Source organism: Bradyrhizobium sp. CCBAU 21365 (genome assembly GCF_015291305.1).
Classification (GTDB): Bacteria; Pseudomonadota; Alphaproteobacteria; order Rhizobiales; family Xanthobacteraceae; genus Bradyrhizobium; species Bradyrhizobium elkanii.
Genome location: NZ_CP030036.1, coordinates 7,318,909 through 7,338,906, shown reverse-complemented (window position 1 = coordinate 7,338,906; position 19,998 = coordinate 7,318,909). Strand labels below are relative to the sequence as shown.

Genomic DNA, 19,998 nt, shown 5'->3' with positions numbered 1-19,998 from the left:
GGCGCGGCGAAACTCTCAGGTACCGCAACAGATGGGGTCACATGATCGGCTGTTCCGATCCATTCAACCAAGTTGCGAGCTGAAACAAATGGCACATGTTCTAGTCATAGGCGCGGGCATAACCGGCGTTACAACGGCCTATTCACTTTTGGAGAAGGGGTACGCAGTCACGATCTTTGAGCGAGAGCGATACGCCGGCATGGAGACTTCGTTTGCAAACGGCGGGCAGCTTTCGGTGAGCAACGCAGAGGTATGGAACCATCAATCGACCCTAATAAAGGGGATGAAATGGATCCTACGAAAGGATGCGCCTCTTCTGCTCAATCTCAAGCCGAGTTGGCACAAAATGTCTTGGCTTGCAGAGTTTATTGCTCAAATTCCCTACTACCGGCGCAACACAATCTCCACCGTACAGTTGGCTTTGGAAGCCCGGCGTGCACTGTTCGCTATCGCCGAACGAGAGGGATTGTCGTTTGATTTGGAGAAGAAGGGTATTCTGCACCTCTATTGGAGCCGCAAGAGCTTCGAGCATGCGAGAAAAGTGAACAAACTACTCACCGCAGGAGGATTGGATCGGCGTGCCGTCACGGTCGAGGAGATCAGCGATATTGAGCCGGCGGTCCGCGGCAACATTTATGGTGGTTTTTTTACCCCATCGGATGCAACCGGCGATATACACAAATTCACACGTGCGCTTGCGATGGTTTGCGTGCGACGTGGAGCTCGCTTCTTTTATGAATCGTCCGTGCAAAAAATCGCGACATCGGCGACCGGCATCGACCTGAGTTGGCTGAATGTGCACGGGGAAGTCGAAAGGATCAACGCGGATGCAGTTGTCGTTTGTGCTGGTGTGATGAGCAGGAAGATTGCCTCAAGCATGGGTGATCGCATCAATATCTATCCCGTGAAGGGATATTCGATCACGGTGAATTTGGATGACCAACAGAGCCAGAACGCAGCTCCCTGGGTGAGTCTGCTAGATGACGATGCGAAGATTGTAACGAGCCGATTGGGCGTTGATCGATTTCGGGTGGCGGGTACAGCCGAATTCAATGGCTTTAACCGTGATATCAGGGCCGATCGCGTACGCCCCCTTGTTGACTGGACGCGTAAGTTATTTCCTGAAGTTTCAACAGCCGAAGTGGTCCCCTGGTCAGGTCTCCGACCGATGACGCCAAGTATGCTGCCGCGTGTCGGCGCAGGGCATCGACCACGCGTCTTCTACAATACTGGTCACGGTCATTTGGGTTGGACGCTCTCCGCAGCAACGGCTGGCATTGTTGCGGAGACTGTTGAGGCCGCCCTGAAACGATCTTGATTCTTGATATTGCCGTAGTCGTCTGGGCTGTTCGTTAGGACAAAAAGCCGAGAACTACCGCATTGTACTCGGCAGGGCACTCCGTTTGCACGTGGTGCCCTGCATGCCCTACTAAATGCAATCTCGCGTCGGCGAACTGGTTTACCATCGTGAGCGGAACGTCAACACCGCCGAAGGCGTCGTGAAGACCGTGGACGATGAGAGTGCGAGCCGTCACTTTTCGGAAATCCTCAAAGAGGCTCTCTGGCTGGCCTCGCTTGGTCGGCTGGGAAATGAATTCTCGAACGTTGGGCGTAATACTCATCTCAAACCGCAACTTCACGTTTAGGTCGGTGATCCTATCCGGATCGTAAAATTCGAGATCCGCCAGGAGTGAACGCATTTGGTCCATCGTCGGTCCTTCGGCAGCGGCATAATAGCGCTGGAGAGCCTTCTTGCCTCTAAGGGCAGAAGCTGGAGCGGTTAGCCCTCCAATAATGGGCCGAGATCCAGTAATGACCAAATGGTCAACCCGCGTCGGCGCGGAGGCCGCCACTTTTATTGCCATTGCTCCGCCGTACGATTGGTTAACTAGATGGGCGCGATCTATCTTGAGGGCGTCCATGAATTTGAGAAACTGCTCGGCGTACCATGAATGAACTGGCCCGCTGATCGGGACAGATTCTGACGCACCAAAGCCAGGCAGATCGTAAAAATAGCAGTTGTATCGACCTGAAAACTCACGGGCGTTGTACAAGAAATTGTTCCAGCTTGTGGCCCCGGGGCCGCCGCCGTGAGTAAAGATAACCGGAGTGTTCGCCGATCCAGCATGTTCGAGCGCATTGTAGTGCACGCGGCGACCGTCGATCGACACGTATCTGCTGGTCTCTGCGGACTCCAGGGGAGTTATCTGCATCGTCATTGGCAGGTCTCCTCAAAGCTGCGCGAGCACGTGTCGATTGCTGATCTAATAATGACATTGATGAGACGTTGGGCGTCGTCGACGTGGAATCGGTTCATTGGCATCGTGTCTTGTGGATTTGCCGTTCGCGCGCGAGGTGGTACACCGAGCCGTGCAGTGGGGATACCCCATTGGCGGATTGCGGAGGCGTCGGTGTAGCCACTGAAATTTTGTGGATCTTGATGAGGCTGCTGTTCGATCGTTTCCCAAGCTCGGATCATGGATTGAACGATCCAATTTTCCTTTGGCGTTGCCGCGCCGGGCATTGCTAGGACGAGCTCAAGATCAGTCGAGATATCCGGGTGGTCACGCGTAATTTCATCAAGACAGTTACGAAGGTCACGATGCACCTGCGAGGGCGACAGCTCGGGCGGCGGCCGGAGATCCACCAGGAGCTCGACGCATCCGGTCGATACGATTGGGGTAAACGTACTCCCGCTACTGATTGATGCGAGACCACCTTGCGGGACAATGGTGCCTCGAGCATACTTTTTTGTGTAGCTCTTGAACCAATCTTCCAAGGCGTTGATTACGTGTGGCAGCTTCGGAATCGGGTTTGGATAATCTGGCACCACGTGACGTGTGCCCGTGTACGAGATACCGCCACGAACGATGACCCTGAAAATGCAGATTCCGACTTCTTCCCATGAGACAGACCATCGAGGTTTGCAGAAGATGCAATAGTCGGGCCGTACTCCTCGTTGGAGCATAAACAGGGCCCCAAGCCCGTGACCAATAAAATGGTTCGACCAGCCAGGGCGTGAAAGCGTGGGCATACCACCGGCTCCAAGCCCGACGGTAATATCTCCGCGCAGCGGAATGCCTGCCTTTGAAATGCTTACCGCGGCCATAATGGCGCACGCCGCGTATCCTTTAGGATTTTCTGCGCACAAGCCGCTGATTTCGTCACCATTCCATACCGCTTGGGATTTTAGGATCTGTGGGTATGGTCGGGCCACCCATCGTTCTTCGTCTTGGCCATAACCGATGTGCGTGTCGATCCCCCCGTAAATCAGCAAGGAGGGACCGCCTCCGGATTTTGAAGGTAAGCGGCCTAGGGCGTTGGCTTGAGTGTCCGAGATGCTCTGGAGTTCGCCGCCGAGACCGTGATTGCACATGAAATCAGCGAGAAACGTCGCAAGTTCGCGCTCTTCCCCCGTAGGGCTTGGTGTACTTACCATCCGGTCGATCAAATGCTTGAACGTGTCACGATCGAATGCCGATTGTGCGGCTTTCACGCTCTCTTCGAACTGATCAGTGCGACTTTTGGAGGCCATTGAACCCTCTCAAGGCTGAACCCGATGCGATTACCCATACGGTCTTCGGAACGCATGGTCCGCTCTTTTCTGCCTCCTGTTCAAGGGGCGAACTATTCGGTCGATCATCTTGCTGTTCCCGGGCAGTTGGGGAAGCATACGGGGGCCGTGGCAGCTGCTTGGCCTAGTTTAGAGCGCTCAGAGGGTTTTCAAGATGGATGAAGTCGAAGCCGTGCAGATCAAATGCATGGTGAATGGCCATCCCGTGACCGCAAATGTTGAGCCACGGATGCTCCTGGTGGACTTTCTCAGGCACGAACTGCGCCTGACCGGGACCCACGTTGGATGCGAGATCGGTGTGTGCGGAGCGTGCACAGTGATTGTAGATGATGATGCCATACGCTCATGCCTCATGTTTGCCGTTCAGGTCGATGGACGCGTGGTGCGCACCGTCGAGGGGCTGGCAAAGGGCGCCGAGTTAACACCTATGCAAATGGCATTCAGCCGCTGTCACGGGTTGCAATGTGGATTTTGCACACCTGGTATTCTGATGACCCTCACTGCCGCGGGAGAACAAGGTATTTGGCCTTCCGATGCTCATGAGGCTCGTGAACTGCTGTCCGGAAATCTGTGCCGTTGCACGGGTTACCAAGGCATGATCGATGCAATCCTGGAGCTGAGCCGCTGAAACCGACGTCCTTTAAATATCATCGCCCGGCGACGCTCAAGGAGGCTCTCGCGTTGCTTGATGCCCATGGCGACGATGCGCGACCATTGGCTGGTGGGCAGAGCCTCGTCGCGATGATGAATCTCAGACTGGCGCGTCCATCGGTTCTCGTCGATCTCAATGCTGTGGATGAGCTGTTTGGGATAAGACTTGATGGAGAGGTGCTCCATATCGGAGCAATGACGCGCCAAGCGAGCATATTGGCGAGCACGTTGGTCGATCAGCGAGCGCCACTTGTTTCGCTGGCCCTGAAGCATGTCGGGCACTTTCAAACTCGCAGCCGAGGTACCATCGGTGGGAGTCTTGCGCATGCGGATCCATCAGCCGAGCTTGCGTTGGCAATGGTGACACTGGGGGCAAAACTCAGGTTACAAAGTGTCGACAACGAGCGGGTCGTTGATGCGAGAGAGTTTTTTGTCGACGCGATGACAACGGTTGTCGGTTCCGGCGAGATTGTCTCAGAAGTCATGATTCCCGTAGAGTCTGGCGCCGCTATAGTCGCATTTCGAGAATATTCGAGGCGTGAGGGGGATTTTGCGATTGTGAGCGCAGCGGCTCACAAATCGCAATCGGAAGACACCCTCCTGGTGGGTGTCGGAGGCGTTGGAGCCGTTCCGCGCTTTTGCAGGCAGCTAAGCATTGCGTTGTCTAAGGCGCAGTTCGACGCTGATGTAGCGGCGGAACTGGTACGAAGCGAACTAGAGCAAATTGAAGCCATCTCGGATCTGAACGCAGATGGAGCATATCGTCGCCATGTGGCGTCGCAGTTCTTGCTCGAAGTCATACGAGAGGTCCTTGAGTGATGACCGGTGATGAGGCGACAAATCCGCTCAGACTCGAGGATCGTGCGTTGCTCACCGGTAGAGCATCGTTTGTCGATGATATTCACTTGGACAGAATGGCACATGCTGTCTTCGTGAGAAGTCCAGTCGCTCACGCGAGAATCGCTTCAATTAATATTCAGCCTGCGCTGGCCGCCGGCGCATGTGCGGTTCTTGTTGGAAGTGACCTTCCCTTCATCGAAAAGCGACTGGCGGCGAGATACTGGCATCCAAGCGCTCGGAAGGTGCTGCCAACGTTTCTTGCCGTAGATGTTGTTCGTTTCGTGGGCGAGGCTGTTGCGATGGTTTTGGCCGAAAGCCGTTACCTGGCTGAAGATATAGCCGAGCTGGTGGAGATCGATTACGAACCGCTGGAGGTCTCGGCAGATGCCAAACAAAGCCTGCTCGCACAGCCGCCGTCCCTACATGCTGAGTGGCCTAACAACATAGCGGCCGAATTCAGGCATATTATCGGTGATGCCGAAGCAGCACTCCGACAGTCGCCAAACCGGATCCGGCGTCGGTTTTGCTTTAACCGGCAAGGGGGCATGCCGCTGGAGACAAGGGGGTGTGTCGCCGACTACGACACTGCAAACGAAAGGCTCAACATCTGGACTTCGACACAGACACACTACGCTGTGCGTGCAAACGTGGCGGACGTTCTGGAACTTCCTGAGCAGAGCGTTCGCGTCCTAACTGGGGATGTTGGTGGAGGTTTCGGCGCCAAATCGCGTCCATACAATGAGGAAGTATTGGTATCGTATGCGAGTCGGCTGGTCGGTCGTCCCGTGAAGTGGATCGAAGACCGCCTCGAGCATATGCAGGCGACCACGCAATCGCGGGGCATCCAGACTGAACTAGAGCTCGGCTATGACTCGGAGGGACAGATAAGTGCGCTCTCCGGCAGGTTAGTCGTCGATATAGGCGCCTACATATTCACCAGCGGCATCATAACAGCCGAGGTGGCCGCTGCACATTGCTGCGGGCCATATAAAATTCCTCACGTTGCTCTCGACGTATTCTGCATCGGCACGAATAAGACGCCGCTTGCTACCTGCCGGGGTGCCGGTCAGCCCGAGGCGACCTTTCCGCTCGAGTGTTTGCTAGATCTCATCGCGACAGAACGCGGGCTCACGGCTTTCGAACTGCGAAGACGAAATATCGTCGCCCCCCAAGACATGCCGTATGATCCGTCAATTTCATACGGAGGGGCGAAAGGGATATTTGAGAGCGGAGATTTTCCACAGCTCGTTAGGAGAGCCGTACAAGCAAGCGGATACCACGAGAGTGTCGAGAACGGACCTGGGCGAGAGCGCATTGCGTGGGGATTGGCTTGCGGCATAGAGGGGACGGGCCTCATCAACTACGAAACCGCTCGCATTCAGATCGATGCGTCTGGCGTCATCCACATTCATTGCGGCTTGAGTTCGCAGGGACAAGGTCAAGCGACAGCTTTGCGCGAAGTTTGTGTCCAGGCGATCGGTGCAGATCCCAGGTACGTAAAGGTGACACTGGGAGATACGGGGCTGCTCGGCTTTGGAAGGGGCACGTTCGCTAGCCGCGGCGCAGTGATGGGTGGGAATGCCACGTTGGGAGCGGCCGAGAAAATTCGGCAAACACTCCTTGCCGGAGCGGGTCAACTGTTACAATGCGCTCCGGAATCCCTTCGGATTTCCAAGGGGCAAGTTCTGCGTTCTGACGGGACGGCGACAACACTGTCCCTTCGAGACCTCGCTCAAGCATATCAACCAAACGGGCCGCTTTTCACAGGAAATGTTACGGCCCTCGACGAGACATTTGTATTCGATAACAAAAACACGGTCACGATGGCTGTCTCGGTTCACGCGGCAAAAGTGGCTGTCGATGAACGAACCGGCGCATGTAAAGTGTTGGATTATCTTGTGGTCCACGATGCAGGACGAATGCTTGTTCCCAAGATCGTTGAAGGCCAGATCGTCGGAGGAGCCGCTGAAGGAATCGGCTGCGCACTGTTTTCGGAGTTTGTCCACGATGACCAAGGTCAGCTGCTTACAGGCTCGCTTTCGGACTATTTGCTCATATCAGCACCCGAAACGCCTCGCATTCGCGTCGATCACTTGGAAACTCACGCCAGTACGAATCCGTTGGGGGTCCGCGGTGTGGGTGAAGGCGGAACCATCGCGGCGCCGCCAGCTATCGTGAATGCAGTAAGACGAGCCATCAATCCAGAAAGCGTCGAACTCGAAGAGCAACTGTTTCGGCTGCCATTGCGGCCTGACAGTGTGCTGCGAGCGATGGGACAACTGTAGTTATGACAACTGAAAGCACCATGATTCATCACCAGGCCGACACTATCGACGTGCGAGTTTGCGAGGTTTTGGAGTGTGGACGAGATACCAAAGCATACAAGCTGCAACCGTTGACGAGCGAGCCGTTACCGATGGCAGAAGCGGGGGCTCACATTGATCTGATTTTGCCGACCGGCCTTATTCGACAGTACTCCGTCATATTGAGACGGCAACGAACCGAGGGTTATTGGATCGCCGTCAAGAAGGACGTGAATAGTCGAGGCGGTTCATTGCAGATCCACGGCAGTGTCATCGTTGGAACGATCTTGAAGGTGAAAGCGCCACGGAATAACTTTCCTCTTGATGAAGGAGCGCCGCACTCCGTGCTTATTGCGGGCGGCATTGGCATCACTCCGATCGTGAGTATGATTAACCGTCTTGTGGCGTTAGGAAAGTCCTGGGAGTTGTACTATGCGTGCCGGTCTCGGGCTGACCTTTCCTTGCTCGAAGAAATACCAGCGGGTCAAAACGCTCATTTCCACCTAGACGATGAGAGCGATGGAAAATACCTTGATCTGAGCAAGATTGTTGGCGGCGCGCCGGCTGGTGCGCATTTCTATTGCTGCGGCCCTTTACCGCTTATGGCTGCATTTGATCTCGCCACGGCGGATATTCCAGACCAAAGAAAGCATGTTGAATACTTTACCGCTCGAGAGAGCGAGCCACCGCAGGGAGGCTTCAGAATTAAGCTGGCTAGGAGTGGCAAAGTTCTCAACGTACCGCAGGGTGGTACGATACTCGATGCCCTCAAGGAGGCCGGAATTCCCGTCGAACATTCTTGCGCAGAAGGCATCTGCGGGACGTGTGAAACAACAGTATTAGCCGGCATCCCGGATCATCGCGATTCTGTCCTGACGCCCTCGGAGCGGGCCGCTAACAACACCATCATGGTGTGCTGCTCAGGCTCAAAGTCAGAAGAGCTGGTGCTGGATCTATAGACTCAATAGGGCGGCGGTTCGTTAAGCGTGCCGGAGTGATGAATGGGACGTGCGAGCGTAAGGGCCTCGGTGATATCATCAACGCACTGTCGCAACTGAGGAAGGTACCGTCTGGCCGCTTCATCAGTCGTCATGGCGCTTTGAAAGAAGATGACGTTTACCGCGGCTATGACCGCATTCGGTGCGCGAATAGGCAGCGCGATGGCGCCCATACGCTTCCCCGCTTCCGCAGCTACAGCTGCAGCATATCCGCGCTGCTGAACCTCGCGAATGATTTTGGAGATCGTTGGTCGGCTTGCCGCAATCGCCGAGTCCGGGCCGCCTTGCCGCGTTGCCAGGCTTAATACCGTATCCAGCTCTTCCGTTCGGAGAATACTTAGTATCGCCTGTCCGAGGGATGAGTGAACCAGCGAGCGCCGCTTCCCGATCATCGCTCGATGCATTGAAAGAGGGCTGACGCGATGCGTCGACTCCAAGATAATAACTTCCCCGGCAATCAGGCCGGCGAAATCACTCGGCCACGATATCTCGCTGGTCAGCTTGTCAATAAACGGCGCCGCAATTTGTGCAGCTAGATCAGTTTGAATGAAGCCATCCGCTATCAGTCCGATTTTCGGACCTAAAGCAAATGATCCATCCGAGTCACGCTTTACGACGTAACCGGCGGTTATCAACGTATTGAGTAGCCGGTATGTCGACGATCGATCGATGGCGGTGAGGCCCGCGAGCTTGCTTGGTTTTGTCCATCCATTCTCGCTTAGAATTTCGAGAATTCGTAGGCCTCGCTCGAGTGCGTGGACGGATTGATACGGCTGAAGAGTCTTGGTCATAAGTGACCTGCAGGTTCGCTCCACGAACAACTTCAATTAGCTGATTGCTGGCCTCTCTTCAACAAGATACTCGATCGTAGCTGTTTGATCGAAAGAAGAAGATCATGTCTGTCATTACGCTATATCACAGTGAAATGTCTGTCTGCGCTGCAAAGGTGCGGATCGTCCTCAGCGAGAAGAACATCGAGTGGACCGGCGTTCTCCTCAACCTAAGAGGCGGAGACGCGCAGAAGCCGGAGTACCTGAAGCTTAATCCGAATGCCGTTGTCCCTACAATTGCGCGGGATGGGCGCCCGTTGATCGAGTCGACTGTGATTTGCGAGTATCTCGACGATCAGTGGCCTGATCCATCGTTGAAGCCAGCATCTGCCTGGGATCGGGCGAAGATGCGATTGTGGACAAAGCAACTCGACGAAGGAGTGCACGCGGCCGTTGGCACGCTCTCGTTCTGCATCGCTGTTCGCCATGAGTTGCTCGCACGGTCGGCGGCGGATCGAGAGAAGTGGGTTGCGGGGATCCCGCAAGCTGATCGTCGTGAAAGATCCAAGACAAATCTGGAAAGCGGTGTTCACTCGCCCTTTTTTGCGCCAGCTGCGCTTAGATGCGCCAGGCTTTTCCAGGATTTCGACGCGTCGCTTGCGGAATCAAACTGGTTGGCGGGAACCGAATTCTCTTTAGCGGATGTAGGATTCGCTCCTTACCTGGTTCGATTCAGGATGTTGGGCCTGGATCTCCTCTTCGAGCGATATCCGCGCGTTGCCGAATGGGCGGACCGTATCTGCAAACGCCCTTCGGTCACCGAGGGGGTAACGAAGTGGATTAGCGAGGGGGCATCAGCCCTCTATTCCAACAGCCGAGAGGAAGGAAAAGAAGCACTCGCGCGGGTTCTTTCACGACATTGATGCCTCTAACGAGGGCATTTTAGGATCAGGGATACGGATATGCTGACAGAAGATGAGCGTCGTCGTGCGGCTGCGGACCTAAATCGGGCGGAGCGGGAGCGATCAATTATTCCGCAGCTTAGTCGATCGTTCCCCACCATCGAACTGGAGGACGCTTACGCAATCCAGAAGCTTTGGGCTGACACCCGAGTTTCTCAAGGTAGCCGCATTGTTGGCCATAAGATCGGCCTTACGTCTCGAGCGATGCAGATGGCGTCCAATATCACCGAGCCTGATTATGGCCATTTGCTCGATGACATGATTTATAACGATGGCGCTCAGATCCCAGCCGAACGGTTTCGCGCACCTCGCCTGGAGGTGGAGCTTGCCTTCGTTCTCGGTCGTCCTTTGCAGGGCCCGAACGCGCGCCTTTACGACGTTATGAGGGCAACGGATTTCATTGTTCCGGCTCTCGAGATTATCGACTATCGAACTGAAGTCCCCCGCGCGATTACAGATACGATTGCAGACAACGCAGCCGCGGCCGCGGTGGTTATTGGCGGCCGCACTATCCGTCCAATGGATCTGGATATCCGTTGGATTGGGGCGACCCTCTCCAAGAACGGAGTAATCGAGGAGTCTGGAGTATCTGCCGCGGTACTTGGGCATCCCGCAGCCGGTGTGGCATGGCTCGTGAACAAGCTGGCCCCGTTGGGGGCCAGGCTGGAAGAGGGCGAAGTTGTATTGGCCGGCTCGTTCACTCGCCCCGGTGTCAGTCGCTGCGGGTGACGTGATCAGCGCTGATTATGGACCATTGGGCGCAATCGGCGTGTCGTTCAACTGAACGTACCATTTAGTCGCCGGCCCGGCGCTGCAACTGTTTGCATGGCGAACAAATGTCAATGCGCCGTTGATGGTCTGCTGGGCAGTTCTTAGTGTCGATGCCGAAACTGGAGTAGCGCCATGATCGCTGGTACGATTTGCATTTCTCACAGCCCTCTTATGGATCGAAAGCGTGCTTCTCCAGATGCTGAAAAGCGCTTCAACGAGGCGCTCGCGGCGGCAAATAGCTTCGCGGCAGAGTTGAAGCCAGATTTGACTGTTCTGTTTTTTCCTGACCATCTGAACGGGTTCTTTTACAACCTCCTTCCTTGCTTCTGTGTAGGCGTCCAAGCGGAGTCCATTGGAGATTACGGTACGGTTCCTGGTCGCCTAGACATTCCCGAAGCTATAGCGATGGATTGCGCGACGCACTGCATTCAGTCCGGCGTCGACGTGGGCATTTCCTATCAAATGAAGATTGATCATGGGGGCGCTCAACCAATTGAGCTGCTTTCAAGTGCTCATCCGTTGACGAAGATTATTCCCATTTTCATCAACTGTGTCGCTGCTCCACGGCCTTCTTTTCAGCGATCTAGGGCATTGGGGCGTATCGTCGGGCAGTGGGCTAAGGCAAGGCCGGAGCGGATCCTTTTCGTGGGTTCAGGGGGCCTTGCGCATGACCCGCCACTTCCAACATTGGCCACGGCAAACGCGCACGTGCGGGAGCGCCTCACAAGCGGGACGATGCCGAGTTATTCTGAGCGAGTTGCGCGACAAAATCAGGTATTCAAGCTCGATTACAAAAAGCCAACGGTACCGATAAGGCCTCTTAATCCCACATGGGATCGCAAGGTGTTAGATGCGTTCTCCAGCGGTGATCTAAGTATCCTTGATGACACCGAGGACAACGCCGTGACGGAGATTGCTGGGTCTGGAGCGCACGAGCTCCGCTCGTGGATCGCTGCATTGGCCGCCTCGGAGAGCGCCGGGCCCACCAACAACCGGGTGGTGTTTTATGAGCCGATCGAGGAGTGGATCACCGGTATGGGAATCATGACTGCTTCGCCAGGCGTGAACTAGGCGATCGGGCCCGATCATTACGTCTCGTTGATACTCAACAAGGACAACAAAAACTATGGAACGATTGCTGCGTAATAGAGTGCCTGAACTCGACGCCATGGATCAGCGAAGAGCCGCGCTCATTGGAATTCATTGGCAAGAAGACGTTGTCGGTGGACGAGGGGATATGCGCGATATCTTTCGATCTTATGTAGAATCGAGCAATATCATCCCTCGCACGGCGGAATTATTTGCTGCCGCCAGGAAGGCGGGTGTGCTGATCATTTTCGCGAATGCAGCCTTCTGGCCCAATCATGTGGGCCTTATCCAAAACAATGCGCTCTTTCGTACAGTTGCTGAACGTGGCGGCGCGTTCATTCGGGGATCCACAGGGGTTTCCGTAATACCGGAATTGGGAGCGGCCGATTCGGATATCGTTGTCGAACACAGCCGCATGAGTGTCTTCCATGGCTCGGATTTGCAGAGCATTCTGATCGGTCATGGTATCGATACGGTTGCGTTCACGGGCGTCGCCACCAACGTAGCGGTGGACCACTCAGTGCGGGATGCGGCCCAGTTGGGGTACCGCACGCTACTCATCGAGGACTGCTGCTGTTCGTCGGAGCCGTCGTATCATGAAGCGTCCTTGAAGTCGCTTCGCGTGATTGCCACGAATATTCTAACCGCCCACGAATTCACTAGACATCTACAACGCGTGCCGAGCGCAGACGTGTGACCCACGTACGTTGCTTGTCTCGTATTGAAAAATGGTGACGACATATGGACCTCGGGCTCTCCAAACGCAAAGTCCTTATCAGTGGCGGTTCGAAGGGAATAGGATTTGCCATCGCTTCCCTGTTGATCAGCGAAGGTTGCGAGGTGATTCTTGCGGCGCGATCTCGGGCCGGTTTGGACGAGGCGCAGCTGAAATTGCGTTCAGAATGGGATGCAGATGTTCAAACAATAGCAGTCGATATTGCCGACAAAGCACAGCGTGACAGCTTGGTCGCTGCGGCGTCCGGCGTGGATATTCTTATCAACAACGCCGGTGCGATTCCAAGAGGATCGCTCGAAGCAACGAACGATAGCTTGTGGCGCTCCCAATGGGATCTCAAGGTGTTTGGATATATCAACCTCACTCGATCGTATCTGTCGCAGATGAGAGAGAGAGGAAAGGGCGTAATATTAAACATCATTGGCATAGCAGGTGAGCTGGTCGATTCCAACTATGTCGCCGGAAGCACGGGGAATGCCGCTCTCATTGCATTTACTCGGGCGGTGGGCGGAACGAGTATATACGATGGAGTGAGAGTATTGGGTATCAACCCAGGTCCGGTCGGTACTGAGCGTCTCATTCGACTTCAAAAGGGAATGGCGCTTGAGAAGTATGGGGATGAGAGCCGCTGGTCTGAATTTTCGGCCAATCTCCCTTATCGCCGACCAGCGACACCCATCGAAATTGCCCACGCGGCGGCCTTTCTGATCTCGGATCTATCCTCATATACGAGCGGCACGGTCATCAACATTGACGGTGGCTTATCAGGTAGACGCTCCTACATCTAATTGGTCGGGTTCAACATGGGCATTCTTGATCAAATCGCTAGCTATCAGCGGACTCTTGCTGACCTTCGCCAGGATCTGCACGCGCATCCGGAAATTGGGTTCGAGACCCACAGGACCGCTGCGGTCGTCGCGAAAGAGTTGTCAGCGTACGGCGTGGCTGTACACGCTGGCGTGGGCGGGACTGGCCTTGTTGGAGTTTTGAAAAAGGGAGCTTCGAAGCGTTCGGTCGGCTTGCGCGCCGATATGGATGCTCTTCCCATTAATGAAGAGTCGGGTCGCTGGTATGCAAGTAAAGAGCCAAATAAAATGCACGCGTGCGGGCACGATGGGCACACAGCGTGCCTGCTAGGCGCTGCCCGCTATCTGGCGGAAGTGGGCAGGTTTGACGGAACTGTTCATTTCATTTTTCAGCCAGCGGAAGAAGTGTTTGGGGGCGCTAAAGCGATGATTGAAGACGGTCTATTTGATCGTTTTCCTTGCGATGCGGTCTTTGGCATTCACAATCGACCGGGGCTTGCTGTGGGCAAGTATATCGTCCGGTCCGGCGCGATGATGGCTGGAGGAGCTTCGTTCGCTATTGAGGTTGTAGGCAAGGGTTCACACGGTGCGCGCCCCGAGGCGTCTATCGATCCTGTATTGGTCGCCTCCCATATCACGGTAGCTCTTCAATCTATCGTATCCAGGAACATTTCCCCTGTTGAGGCCGCAGTGCTAAGTGTCACGCAGATATCTGGCGGTGACGCCTTCAACGTGATCCCAAATAAGGTAAGACTTGGCGGAACGGTTAGAGCCTTCAGCAACGATATCATTGATGCTGTTGAGGTTCGAATGAAAGCGATAGTAGGCTCCATCGCTGCTGGATTCGGCGCTGCAGCTTCGGTTGAGTACAAAAGGTTGGTACCTCCACTTATCAACGCCTCATTGGAAACAGAGGCGCTGATCAGCGCAGCGACTAGCCTCGTTGGCAAAGACAATGTGAGCGCGCATGGCCCTCTGCTCATGGCTTCAGAAGACTTTAGCTTCATGCTCGAGCGTTGCCCCGGTGCGTTCATGAACGTCGGCATCGCGTCCGGTCAAGCTGGTTTAGCGCTATTGCACACGCCATCGTACGATTTTAACGACGAGGCAATCCCTTACGGCTCCGCGCTATTTGCACAATTGGTAGAGCAGCGATTGGCACTCAACTAGGAATGGATCTCGAGGCCACGTAGAAATTTAACTGGAGCCGGCGATAGCTTTGTTCGACGTTGATCTTTTCGTGATCGGAGGCGGTTCGGGTGGCGTGCGCGCGGCGCGTATCGCGGCAGGCCACGGCGCCAGGGTCATGGTCGCCGAGGAATACCGGATGGGCGGCACTTGCGTGATCCGCGGCTGCGTACCGAAAAAGCTTTTCGCGATCGGTTCGCACTTTAGGCACGATATCGAGGACGCCGCCGGCTTCGGCTGGACCGTTCCGTCGGTTTCCTTCGACTGGAGAACCTTGGTCGCCAACAAGGACAAAGAGATCGCACGGCTCGAGCGTATCTATACGACTAATGTCGAGAAGAGCGGCGCCAAAGTGGTCAAGGCTCGCGCAGTGCTAGAGGACGCCCACACGCTGCGCCTGGATGACGGCAAGGCCGTCACCGCGAAGTACATCCTGATTGCGACTGGAGGTCGACCCAATCACGGACCCGCTATTCCTGGCGTGGAACACGTCATCTCCTCAGACGAGGCGTTTCATCTGGAAGAACTGCCAAAGCGCGTCGTGATTCAGGGAGGTGGTTATATTGCGCTGGAATTTGCAGGCATCTTTGCCGGCTATGGTTCGGAAGTGACCGTGGTTTACCGCGGCGATAACATCCTGCGTGGTTTCGACGAGGATGTCCGCAACCATGTCCGCGCAGAGATGGAGAAGCAGGGCATCAATATTCTCACCGGCTGCACCATCGACAAGATCGATAAGCACGCCAACGAATTTACGACATATCTAAACCGTGGCTCGAGCATTGCGTCGCACCAGGTCATGTTTGCGATCGGCCGGCATCCGAACGTCGCCGATCTTGGGCTAGAGGCGGCCGGTGTCGCCATAAACCCGACCAACGGCGGCATCGCCGTCGACGGCTGGTCGAAGACCTCGGTCGATAATATCTATGCAGTCGGCGACGTCACCCATCGCACCAATCTGACGCCGGTCGCGATCCGCGAGGCGCACGCTTTCGCCGACACCGTGTTCGGCAAGCGCCCTGTGCAGGTCGATCACGCCACCATTCCGACAGCGGTGTTCTGCCAGCCGGAGGTCGGCTCCGTTGGTATGACGGAAGAAGAAGCGCGTGCGCAGTTCTCGCACGTCGACGTCTACAAGACCGAATTCCGTCCAATCAAAGCGACGATGTCAGGCCGCGATTCCCGCATCTTGATGAAGTTGGTCGTCCACGGTTCAACCGACCGCGTGCTCGGCTGTCACATCGTGGGCGATACTGCAGCTGAGATCACGCAAGCCATTGCTATTGCAGTCAAGCTCAAGGCGACCAAGGCCGATTTCGATTCCACGATAGCGCTGCACCCCACTGCAGCTGAAGAGCTTCTCACTTTACGGCGTCAACTCGCTTGATTTGCGGGCGGCATTCGTAACCGCATGAGTAATAAAGCGTTTTTATCAGTGCGGCGCGCCGTGTTGGCGACCGTAAAGGGTGTTCGCAGCATGAACTTTTCGCTCAATTTGATGGCTCGCGCTATCGAAGGGGAGTTAGGATTTGCCGATCGATGGCGATCTGACTGCCGTCATCATGAGCCCCAACATCTGGAGCGAAATCCATGAACCAACATTTCCAAGTTACCGGTCTCCAGCGAGGCAAGACTCGTTTTCCTAGATATGACGAAGCTGCTTTGGGGTTTGAAAATTACTGGTATCCGGTAATGCTGTCCAAAGAACTGAAACAAGGAAAGCCAAAGGCGCTTACGCTGTTTGGCGAACGAATTATGTTCTACCGCGATCAAGGGCGAGTTTTCGCTCTACATGATCGTTGTCCCCACCGAGGGATACCCCTTTCCAAGGGAACTCAGGTATTCCCGAAGACGTGGAGCTGCATATATCACGGTTGGACGTTTGATCTTAAGACCGGCAAGGTCGTTGCCGCATTGACCGACGGACCCGACTCTAAGGTCTGCGGCAATGCCCATGTTCGCGTCTATCCAGTTGAAGAACGGATCGGGCTGGTCTGGATCTACAATGGGAAGAATACGCCACCGCCTGTTGAGGAAGACATTCCGAGCGAGATCCTGCGCAAGGATGCCGCCATGATGTGGCGTTTCACCGAAAGGCCTGGTGATTGGCGCTATGGGGCCGAGAACGGCTTCGATGACGGACACGGAAAGTTTCTTCATCGCGCCTCGTGGTTTGCAACCTTCATGCAGCTACCTGGCTGGATCCAGTCGAAAATGGAGCTGGATCATGAAGGCTGGCTGGTTCGAAAGCCTACGAAGGTCGACTTCGAAGGCGAGTTTCCCCGCTTGGGAAAATGGCCAAAGGTACATTGGTGGAAATCAAAGAGAGTGCTTTCGACCCCCTCAATCAAATTGCCCTGCGTGCTGAGGGTTGAGTTGGGGAAGTACATGCACTTTGAATGGTATGTACCCACACAGGCTGGACATCATCGATATGTTCAGCTTCTGGTGAAACACACCAATGCGTTCAATCGTCTCTTCTTGCGCCTGCGGTATTGGGCTTACATTCGTTGGATTTTCCACGTCAGCTTCAACAATGAAGATGCGTGGATGGTCGAGCTGACCAACACTCCACCCGAGCAGCTCTATCGGCCCGATCTGAGCATTATTGAATGGCGTAAGATGTGCGAGAATGCTCGCGGTACCAAGCCCTCCGATCATGAGATCGAAGTAAGGGACGACTTCTCACGCGAGGAGTTTACAAAAGCTACGCAAGCGTAGTGCAGTCCTCATACAAAGCCGCCGCATGTTCTGTGCGGCGGCTTTTGCACGCTTAGCCGCTGCGCGAAGCGCGACATTGTGACGCCGGCTCGAAAGCGAACCCGAATAGGGCATGAACTGGACGTTCGGCGCGCGAACAAGTCATAAAAGTTTCTAGACCGAGAAAACAACCCCTGCTGACCTTGGGCCGCGAGCCACGCCAGAAAATCAACGGGTCAAACGAGGGGACATACTATGGCCGTTGCTGAACCCACCATGCCGAACGAGCACGCGAGAGCAGTAAGCGGACGCGACTGGCGGACGATTGTACTTGCAAGCCTCGGGAATGGGATCGAGTACTACGACTTTATCGTCTATGCGACTTTCGCCTCCTATATTTCGGCAAAGATCTTTCCTTCGACCGACCCCGCCGTCTCCCTACTAAACACGTTCGCCGTTTTCGGTGCCGGCTATCTTATTCGGCCGCTGGGCGGAATGATTCTCGGTAGCTTCGGTGACCGTTATGGCCGACGAAAGATATTCCTGGTCAGCCTGTTCGTTATTTCCATGGCGACGCTGGGAATGGCGCTGACGCCAAGTTACGAGAAAATTGGCATTGTTGCGCCAGTGGTGTTCTTGCTGCTTCGGTTGAGCCAGGGGCTGTGTTACGGCGGAGAGCAAGCGGGGGCGCTAACGTATGTAATTGAAGTTGCACCCCATCGCGCCGGTCTGGCATGTGGTTTTGTCTTTTTCTTGAACGTCGCGGGCGTTATCATCGCGAATGTCATCAGTAATTATATTCACTCGAGTTTCTCGCCGACCGAGGTTGCGGACTATGGTTGGCGCATCGCATTCGCTGTTGGCGCGGGTTTTGGCTTGTTGGGGATGCTGCTTCGCAGACGACTGGATGAGTCGCCGGAGTTTTTGAAAATGCAAAACCATGTTCTGGCTGCGCCCTTGTCGGAATTGTTTCGGAATTACAAATCTCAATTGTTTGTCGGGACTGTTATTGTCGCGCCGTTGGCGATCCTCGGCGGCCTGCTATTCGCCCACATGCCCGTCTACCTCTCGAAGTCAATCGGCGTTACGCCCGCGGCGATACCGAACATCATCGCCACAGGAAGCATAGTGATTGCGACAAGTTCACTATTGTACGGATGGCTGTCGGATTACGTCGGACAGAGAACGCTGTATGCGATTGGCGCGTTGTGCATCCTGGCTGGTGCTTGGCCTGCATATTACTTGCTATCAACGCACTCCGCGGAGCCACTGAAGATCATAGTGATCAGTGGATTTTTCACGGCAATGATCACTGGTACGCTTGGGCCGCTTATCGCGCAGCTGTTTCCTACCCAGGTACGATTCACCGGATACGGATTTTGCTACAACGTGGGTAATGCCATTTTTCAAGGCTTCAGCCCTCTGCTTGCTACCTATCTCCTTCAGGTGACCGGCAACCTAACCGCCCCTTCTTACATCTGGATGGGCGGAGCAATTCTCGCTCTTATTGGCGTGTCCCGACATGTTGCCTTGGGGCGCAAGCTCTCCGCGGCAGATCTGGGGCGGCTGTCGGAAAGGTAGCTGTCGTTCTGCAGTGGACGGCCTCATGCAGATAAAGTCGCTACCGGATGCGGTAGTGAATCGGAACGCGCGAGCCGGGTCTTCAAATCGAATTGTTCTTATGCCGAACGCCGTGGGGCGTGCGCTTGCATCGATTTGAATCCGGAGAGAATGATGCGCGAGAAAACGCCACTCAGGTGCCAAAACCATGAATCCTTTCGTAGAAAATTTGTTTAGGTCTCGCTTGGCGTCCAGGCGCGTGCAAGTTGGTCTGTGGAGCAGTCTCTGCAGCAATATTATTGCGGAGATCCTTGCTCATAGCGGTTTTGACTGGATTTTGTTCGACACCGAGCATTCGCCGAATGAGTTACCGGGGTTGCTTAGTCAATTGCAGGCAATGAAATCCGGACATGCAAGCCCGATTGTTCGAGTGGCATGGAATGATCCCGTCTTGATCAAGCGCGTCCTTGATATTGGATTTACCTCCATACTTGTTCCTTTCATCGAGAGCGAAGGAGAGGCCGAAAAAGCTGTCAAGGCGTGTCTCTATCCGCCCGCCGGCATTCGAGGCGTAACCGGTTCGGGGAGAGCCAGCCAATACGGGCGCCATGCGAACTATCTCTATGAGGCCAACGATTCTATCTGCGTCATCTTGCAGATCGAGTCACTCGCGGGTCTCAACGAGCTCGATCGAATCGCGAAGATGGATGGAGTGCATGGCGTCTTTGTTGGTCCGTCAGACCTTGCCGCGTCAATGGGGCACATCGGCAATCCATCGCACGCAGACGTCCAGAGAACGATCGCAGATGTCGGAAAGAGACTTTCGGAATTGGGCGTACCGGCGGGAATTCTCAGTAGCTCGGAAGAAAGTGCCAAGCGTTATATCCAGTGGGGATACAGTTTTGTGGCGGTCGGCTCGGACATTGGCCTTGTTGCTAATGGAGCAAGCAAACTGGTGGCGCTCTTCGCAGAACAGTAGAAGTTCTCGTTCGTCACCCGAACAAACCTCCTTTATCTATTGTCGATAGCGATCGTCGGTCTCCATCATGA

The 19,998-nt window shown here is 55.0% G+C and carries 17 protein-coding genes and 1 pseudogene; 15 read left to right on the top strand and 3 right to left on the bottom strand.

The annotated features are described in order from the left end of the window. Positions 1-88: 88 nt before the first annotated feature. Complete coding sequence (locus XI02_RS34445) at positions 89-1,318, top strand: D-amino acid dehydrogenase (protein ID WP_172647153.1); 1,230 nt, start codon at positions 89-91, stop codon at positions 1,316-1,318. A gap of 34 nt (positions 1,319-1,352) precedes the next feature. On the opposite strand, the gene XI02_RS34440 is transcribed toward XI02_RS34445, so the two are convergent. After that, positions 1,353-2,219 carry an alpha/beta fold hydrolase gene (locus tag XI02_RS34440; protein ID WP_197971361.1) on the bottom strand — a complete coding sequence of 289 codons (867 nt, stop codon included), beginning with the start codon at positions 2,217-2,219 and terminating at the stop codon, positions 1,353-1,355. Then, complete coding sequence (locus tag XI02_RS34435; protein WP_172647154.1) at positions 2,216-3,535, bottom strand: M20 family metallopeptidase; 1,320 nt, start codon at positions 3,533-3,535, stop codon at positions 2,216-2,218. Before XI02_RS34435 ends, XI02_RS34440 begins: the two co-directional genes overlap by 4 nt. A 193-nt stretch (positions 3,536-3,728) precedes the next feature. Between XI02_RS34435 and XI02_RS34430 the strand changes: the two genes are divergently transcribed. The 4 genes from XI02_RS34430 to XI02_RS34415 are packed head-to-tail and all read left to right on the top strand — an operon-like array spanning position 3,729 to position 8,327. Next, positions 3,729-4,202, top strand: a complete 474-nt coding sequence (locus tag XI02_RS34430; protein WP_172647155.1) for a (2Fe-2S)-binding protein — start codon at positions 3,729-3,731, stop codon at positions 4,200-4,202. A gap of 53 nt (positions 4,203-4,255) precedes the next feature. Then, positions 4,256-5,044 (top strand): xanthine dehydrogenase family protein subunit M, encoded by a 789-nt coding sequence (locus XI02_RS34425; protein WP_244981043.1) that lies wholly within the window; start codon positions 4,256-4,258, stop codon positions 5,042-5,044. Next, entirely contained in the window at positions 5,044-7,350 is a 2,307-nt protein-coding gene (locus tag XI02_RS34420; protein ID WP_210339750.1) for a xanthine dehydrogenase family protein molybdopterin-binding subunit, read from the top strand. The genes XI02_RS34425 and XI02_RS34420 overlap by 1 nt, the downstream gene beginning before the upstream one ends. 2 nt (positions 7,351-7,352) lie before the next feature. Then, positions 7,353-8,327: a PDR/VanB family oxidoreductase gene (locus XI02_RS34415; protein WP_197971362.1), complete on the top strand. Its 975-nt coding sequence runs from the start codon at positions 7,353-7,355 to the stop codon at positions 8,325-8,327. Positions 8,328-8,329: 2 nt separating this feature from the next. Here XI02_RS34415 and XI02_RS34410 read toward each other — a convergent pair whose 3' ends face one another. Beyond that, positions 8,330-9,157 (bottom strand): IclR family transcriptional regulator C-terminal domain-containing protein, encoded by an 828-nt coding sequence (locus XI02_RS34410; RefSeq protein WP_172647158.1) that lies wholly within the window; start codon positions 9,155-9,157, stop codon positions 8,330-8,332. Between the two features lie 104 nt (positions 9,158-9,261). On the opposite strand from XI02_RS34410, the gene XI02_RS34405 reads away from it, so the two are divergent. The 10 genes and pseudogenes from XI02_RS34405 (at position 9,262) to XI02_RS34360 (ending at position 19,927) form a co-directional block, all read left to right on the top strand. After that, positions 9,262-10,059 (top strand): glutathione S-transferase family protein, encoded by a 798-nt coding sequence (locus tag XI02_RS34405; RefSeq protein ID WP_172647159.1) that lies wholly within the window; start codon positions 9,262-9,264, stop codon positions 10,057-10,059. A gap of 39 nt (positions 10,060-10,098) precedes the next feature. After that, positions 10,099-10,882, top strand: a pseudogene (gene hpaH / locus XI02_RS34400) (2-oxo-hept-4-ene-1,7-dioate hydratase). A gap of 119 nt (positions 10,883-11,001) precedes the next feature. Next, positions 11,002-11,940: a 3-carboxyethylcatechol 2,3-dioxygenase gene (locus tag XI02_RS34395; RefSeq protein ID WP_172647161.1), complete on the top strand. Its 939-nt coding sequence runs from the start codon at positions 11,002-11,004 to the stop codon at positions 11,938-11,940. A 55-nt stretch (positions 11,941-11,995) separates the two neighbouring features. After that, positions 11,996-12,655 (top strand): cysteine hydrolase family protein, encoded by a 660-nt coding sequence (locus XI02_RS34390; RefSeq protein ID WP_172647162.1) that lies wholly within the window; start codon positions 11,996-11,998, stop codon positions 12,653-12,655. 44 nt (positions 12,656-12,699) lie between these two features. Then, positions 12,700-13,482: a short-chain dehydrogenase/reductase gene (locus XI02_RS34385; protein ID WP_172647163.1), complete on the top strand. Its 783-nt coding sequence runs from the start codon at positions 12,700-12,702 to the stop codon at positions 13,480-13,482. A gap of 15 nt (positions 13,483-13,497) precedes the next feature. After that, complete coding sequence (locus XI02_RS34380; RefSeq protein ID WP_172647164.1) at positions 13,498-14,670, top strand: M20 aminoacylase family protein; 1,173 nt, start codon at positions 13,498-13,500, stop codon at positions 14,668-14,670. A gap of 43 nt (positions 14,671-14,713) precedes the next feature. After that, positions 14,714-16,075 carry a glutathione-disulfide reductase gene (gor, locus tag XI02_RS34375; protein ID WP_172649095.1) on the top strand — a complete coding sequence of 454 codons (1,362 nt, stop codon included), beginning with the start codon at positions 14,714-14,716 and terminating at the stop codon, positions 16,073-16,075. A gap of 203 nt (positions 16,076-16,278) precedes the next feature. Beyond that, positions 16,279-17,409: a Rieske 2Fe-2S domain-containing protein gene (locus tag XI02_RS34370; RefSeq protein ID WP_172647165.1), complete on the top strand. Its 1,131-nt coding sequence runs from the start codon at positions 16,279-16,281 to the stop codon at positions 17,407-17,409. Between the two features lie 234 nt (positions 17,410-17,643). Beyond that, complete coding sequence (locus XI02_RS34365; protein WP_172647166.1) at positions 17,644-18,969, top strand: MFS transporter; 1,326 nt, start codon at positions 17,644-17,646, stop codon at positions 18,967-18,969. A gap of 238 nt (positions 18,970-19,207) precedes the next feature. Beyond that, complete coding sequence (locus tag XI02_RS34360) at positions 19,208-19,927, top strand: HpcH/HpaI aldolase/citrate lyase family protein (protein ID WP_338028920.1); 720 nt, start codon at positions 19,208-19,210, stop codon at positions 19,925-19,927. Positions 19,928-19,998 lie beyond the last annotated feature (71 nt).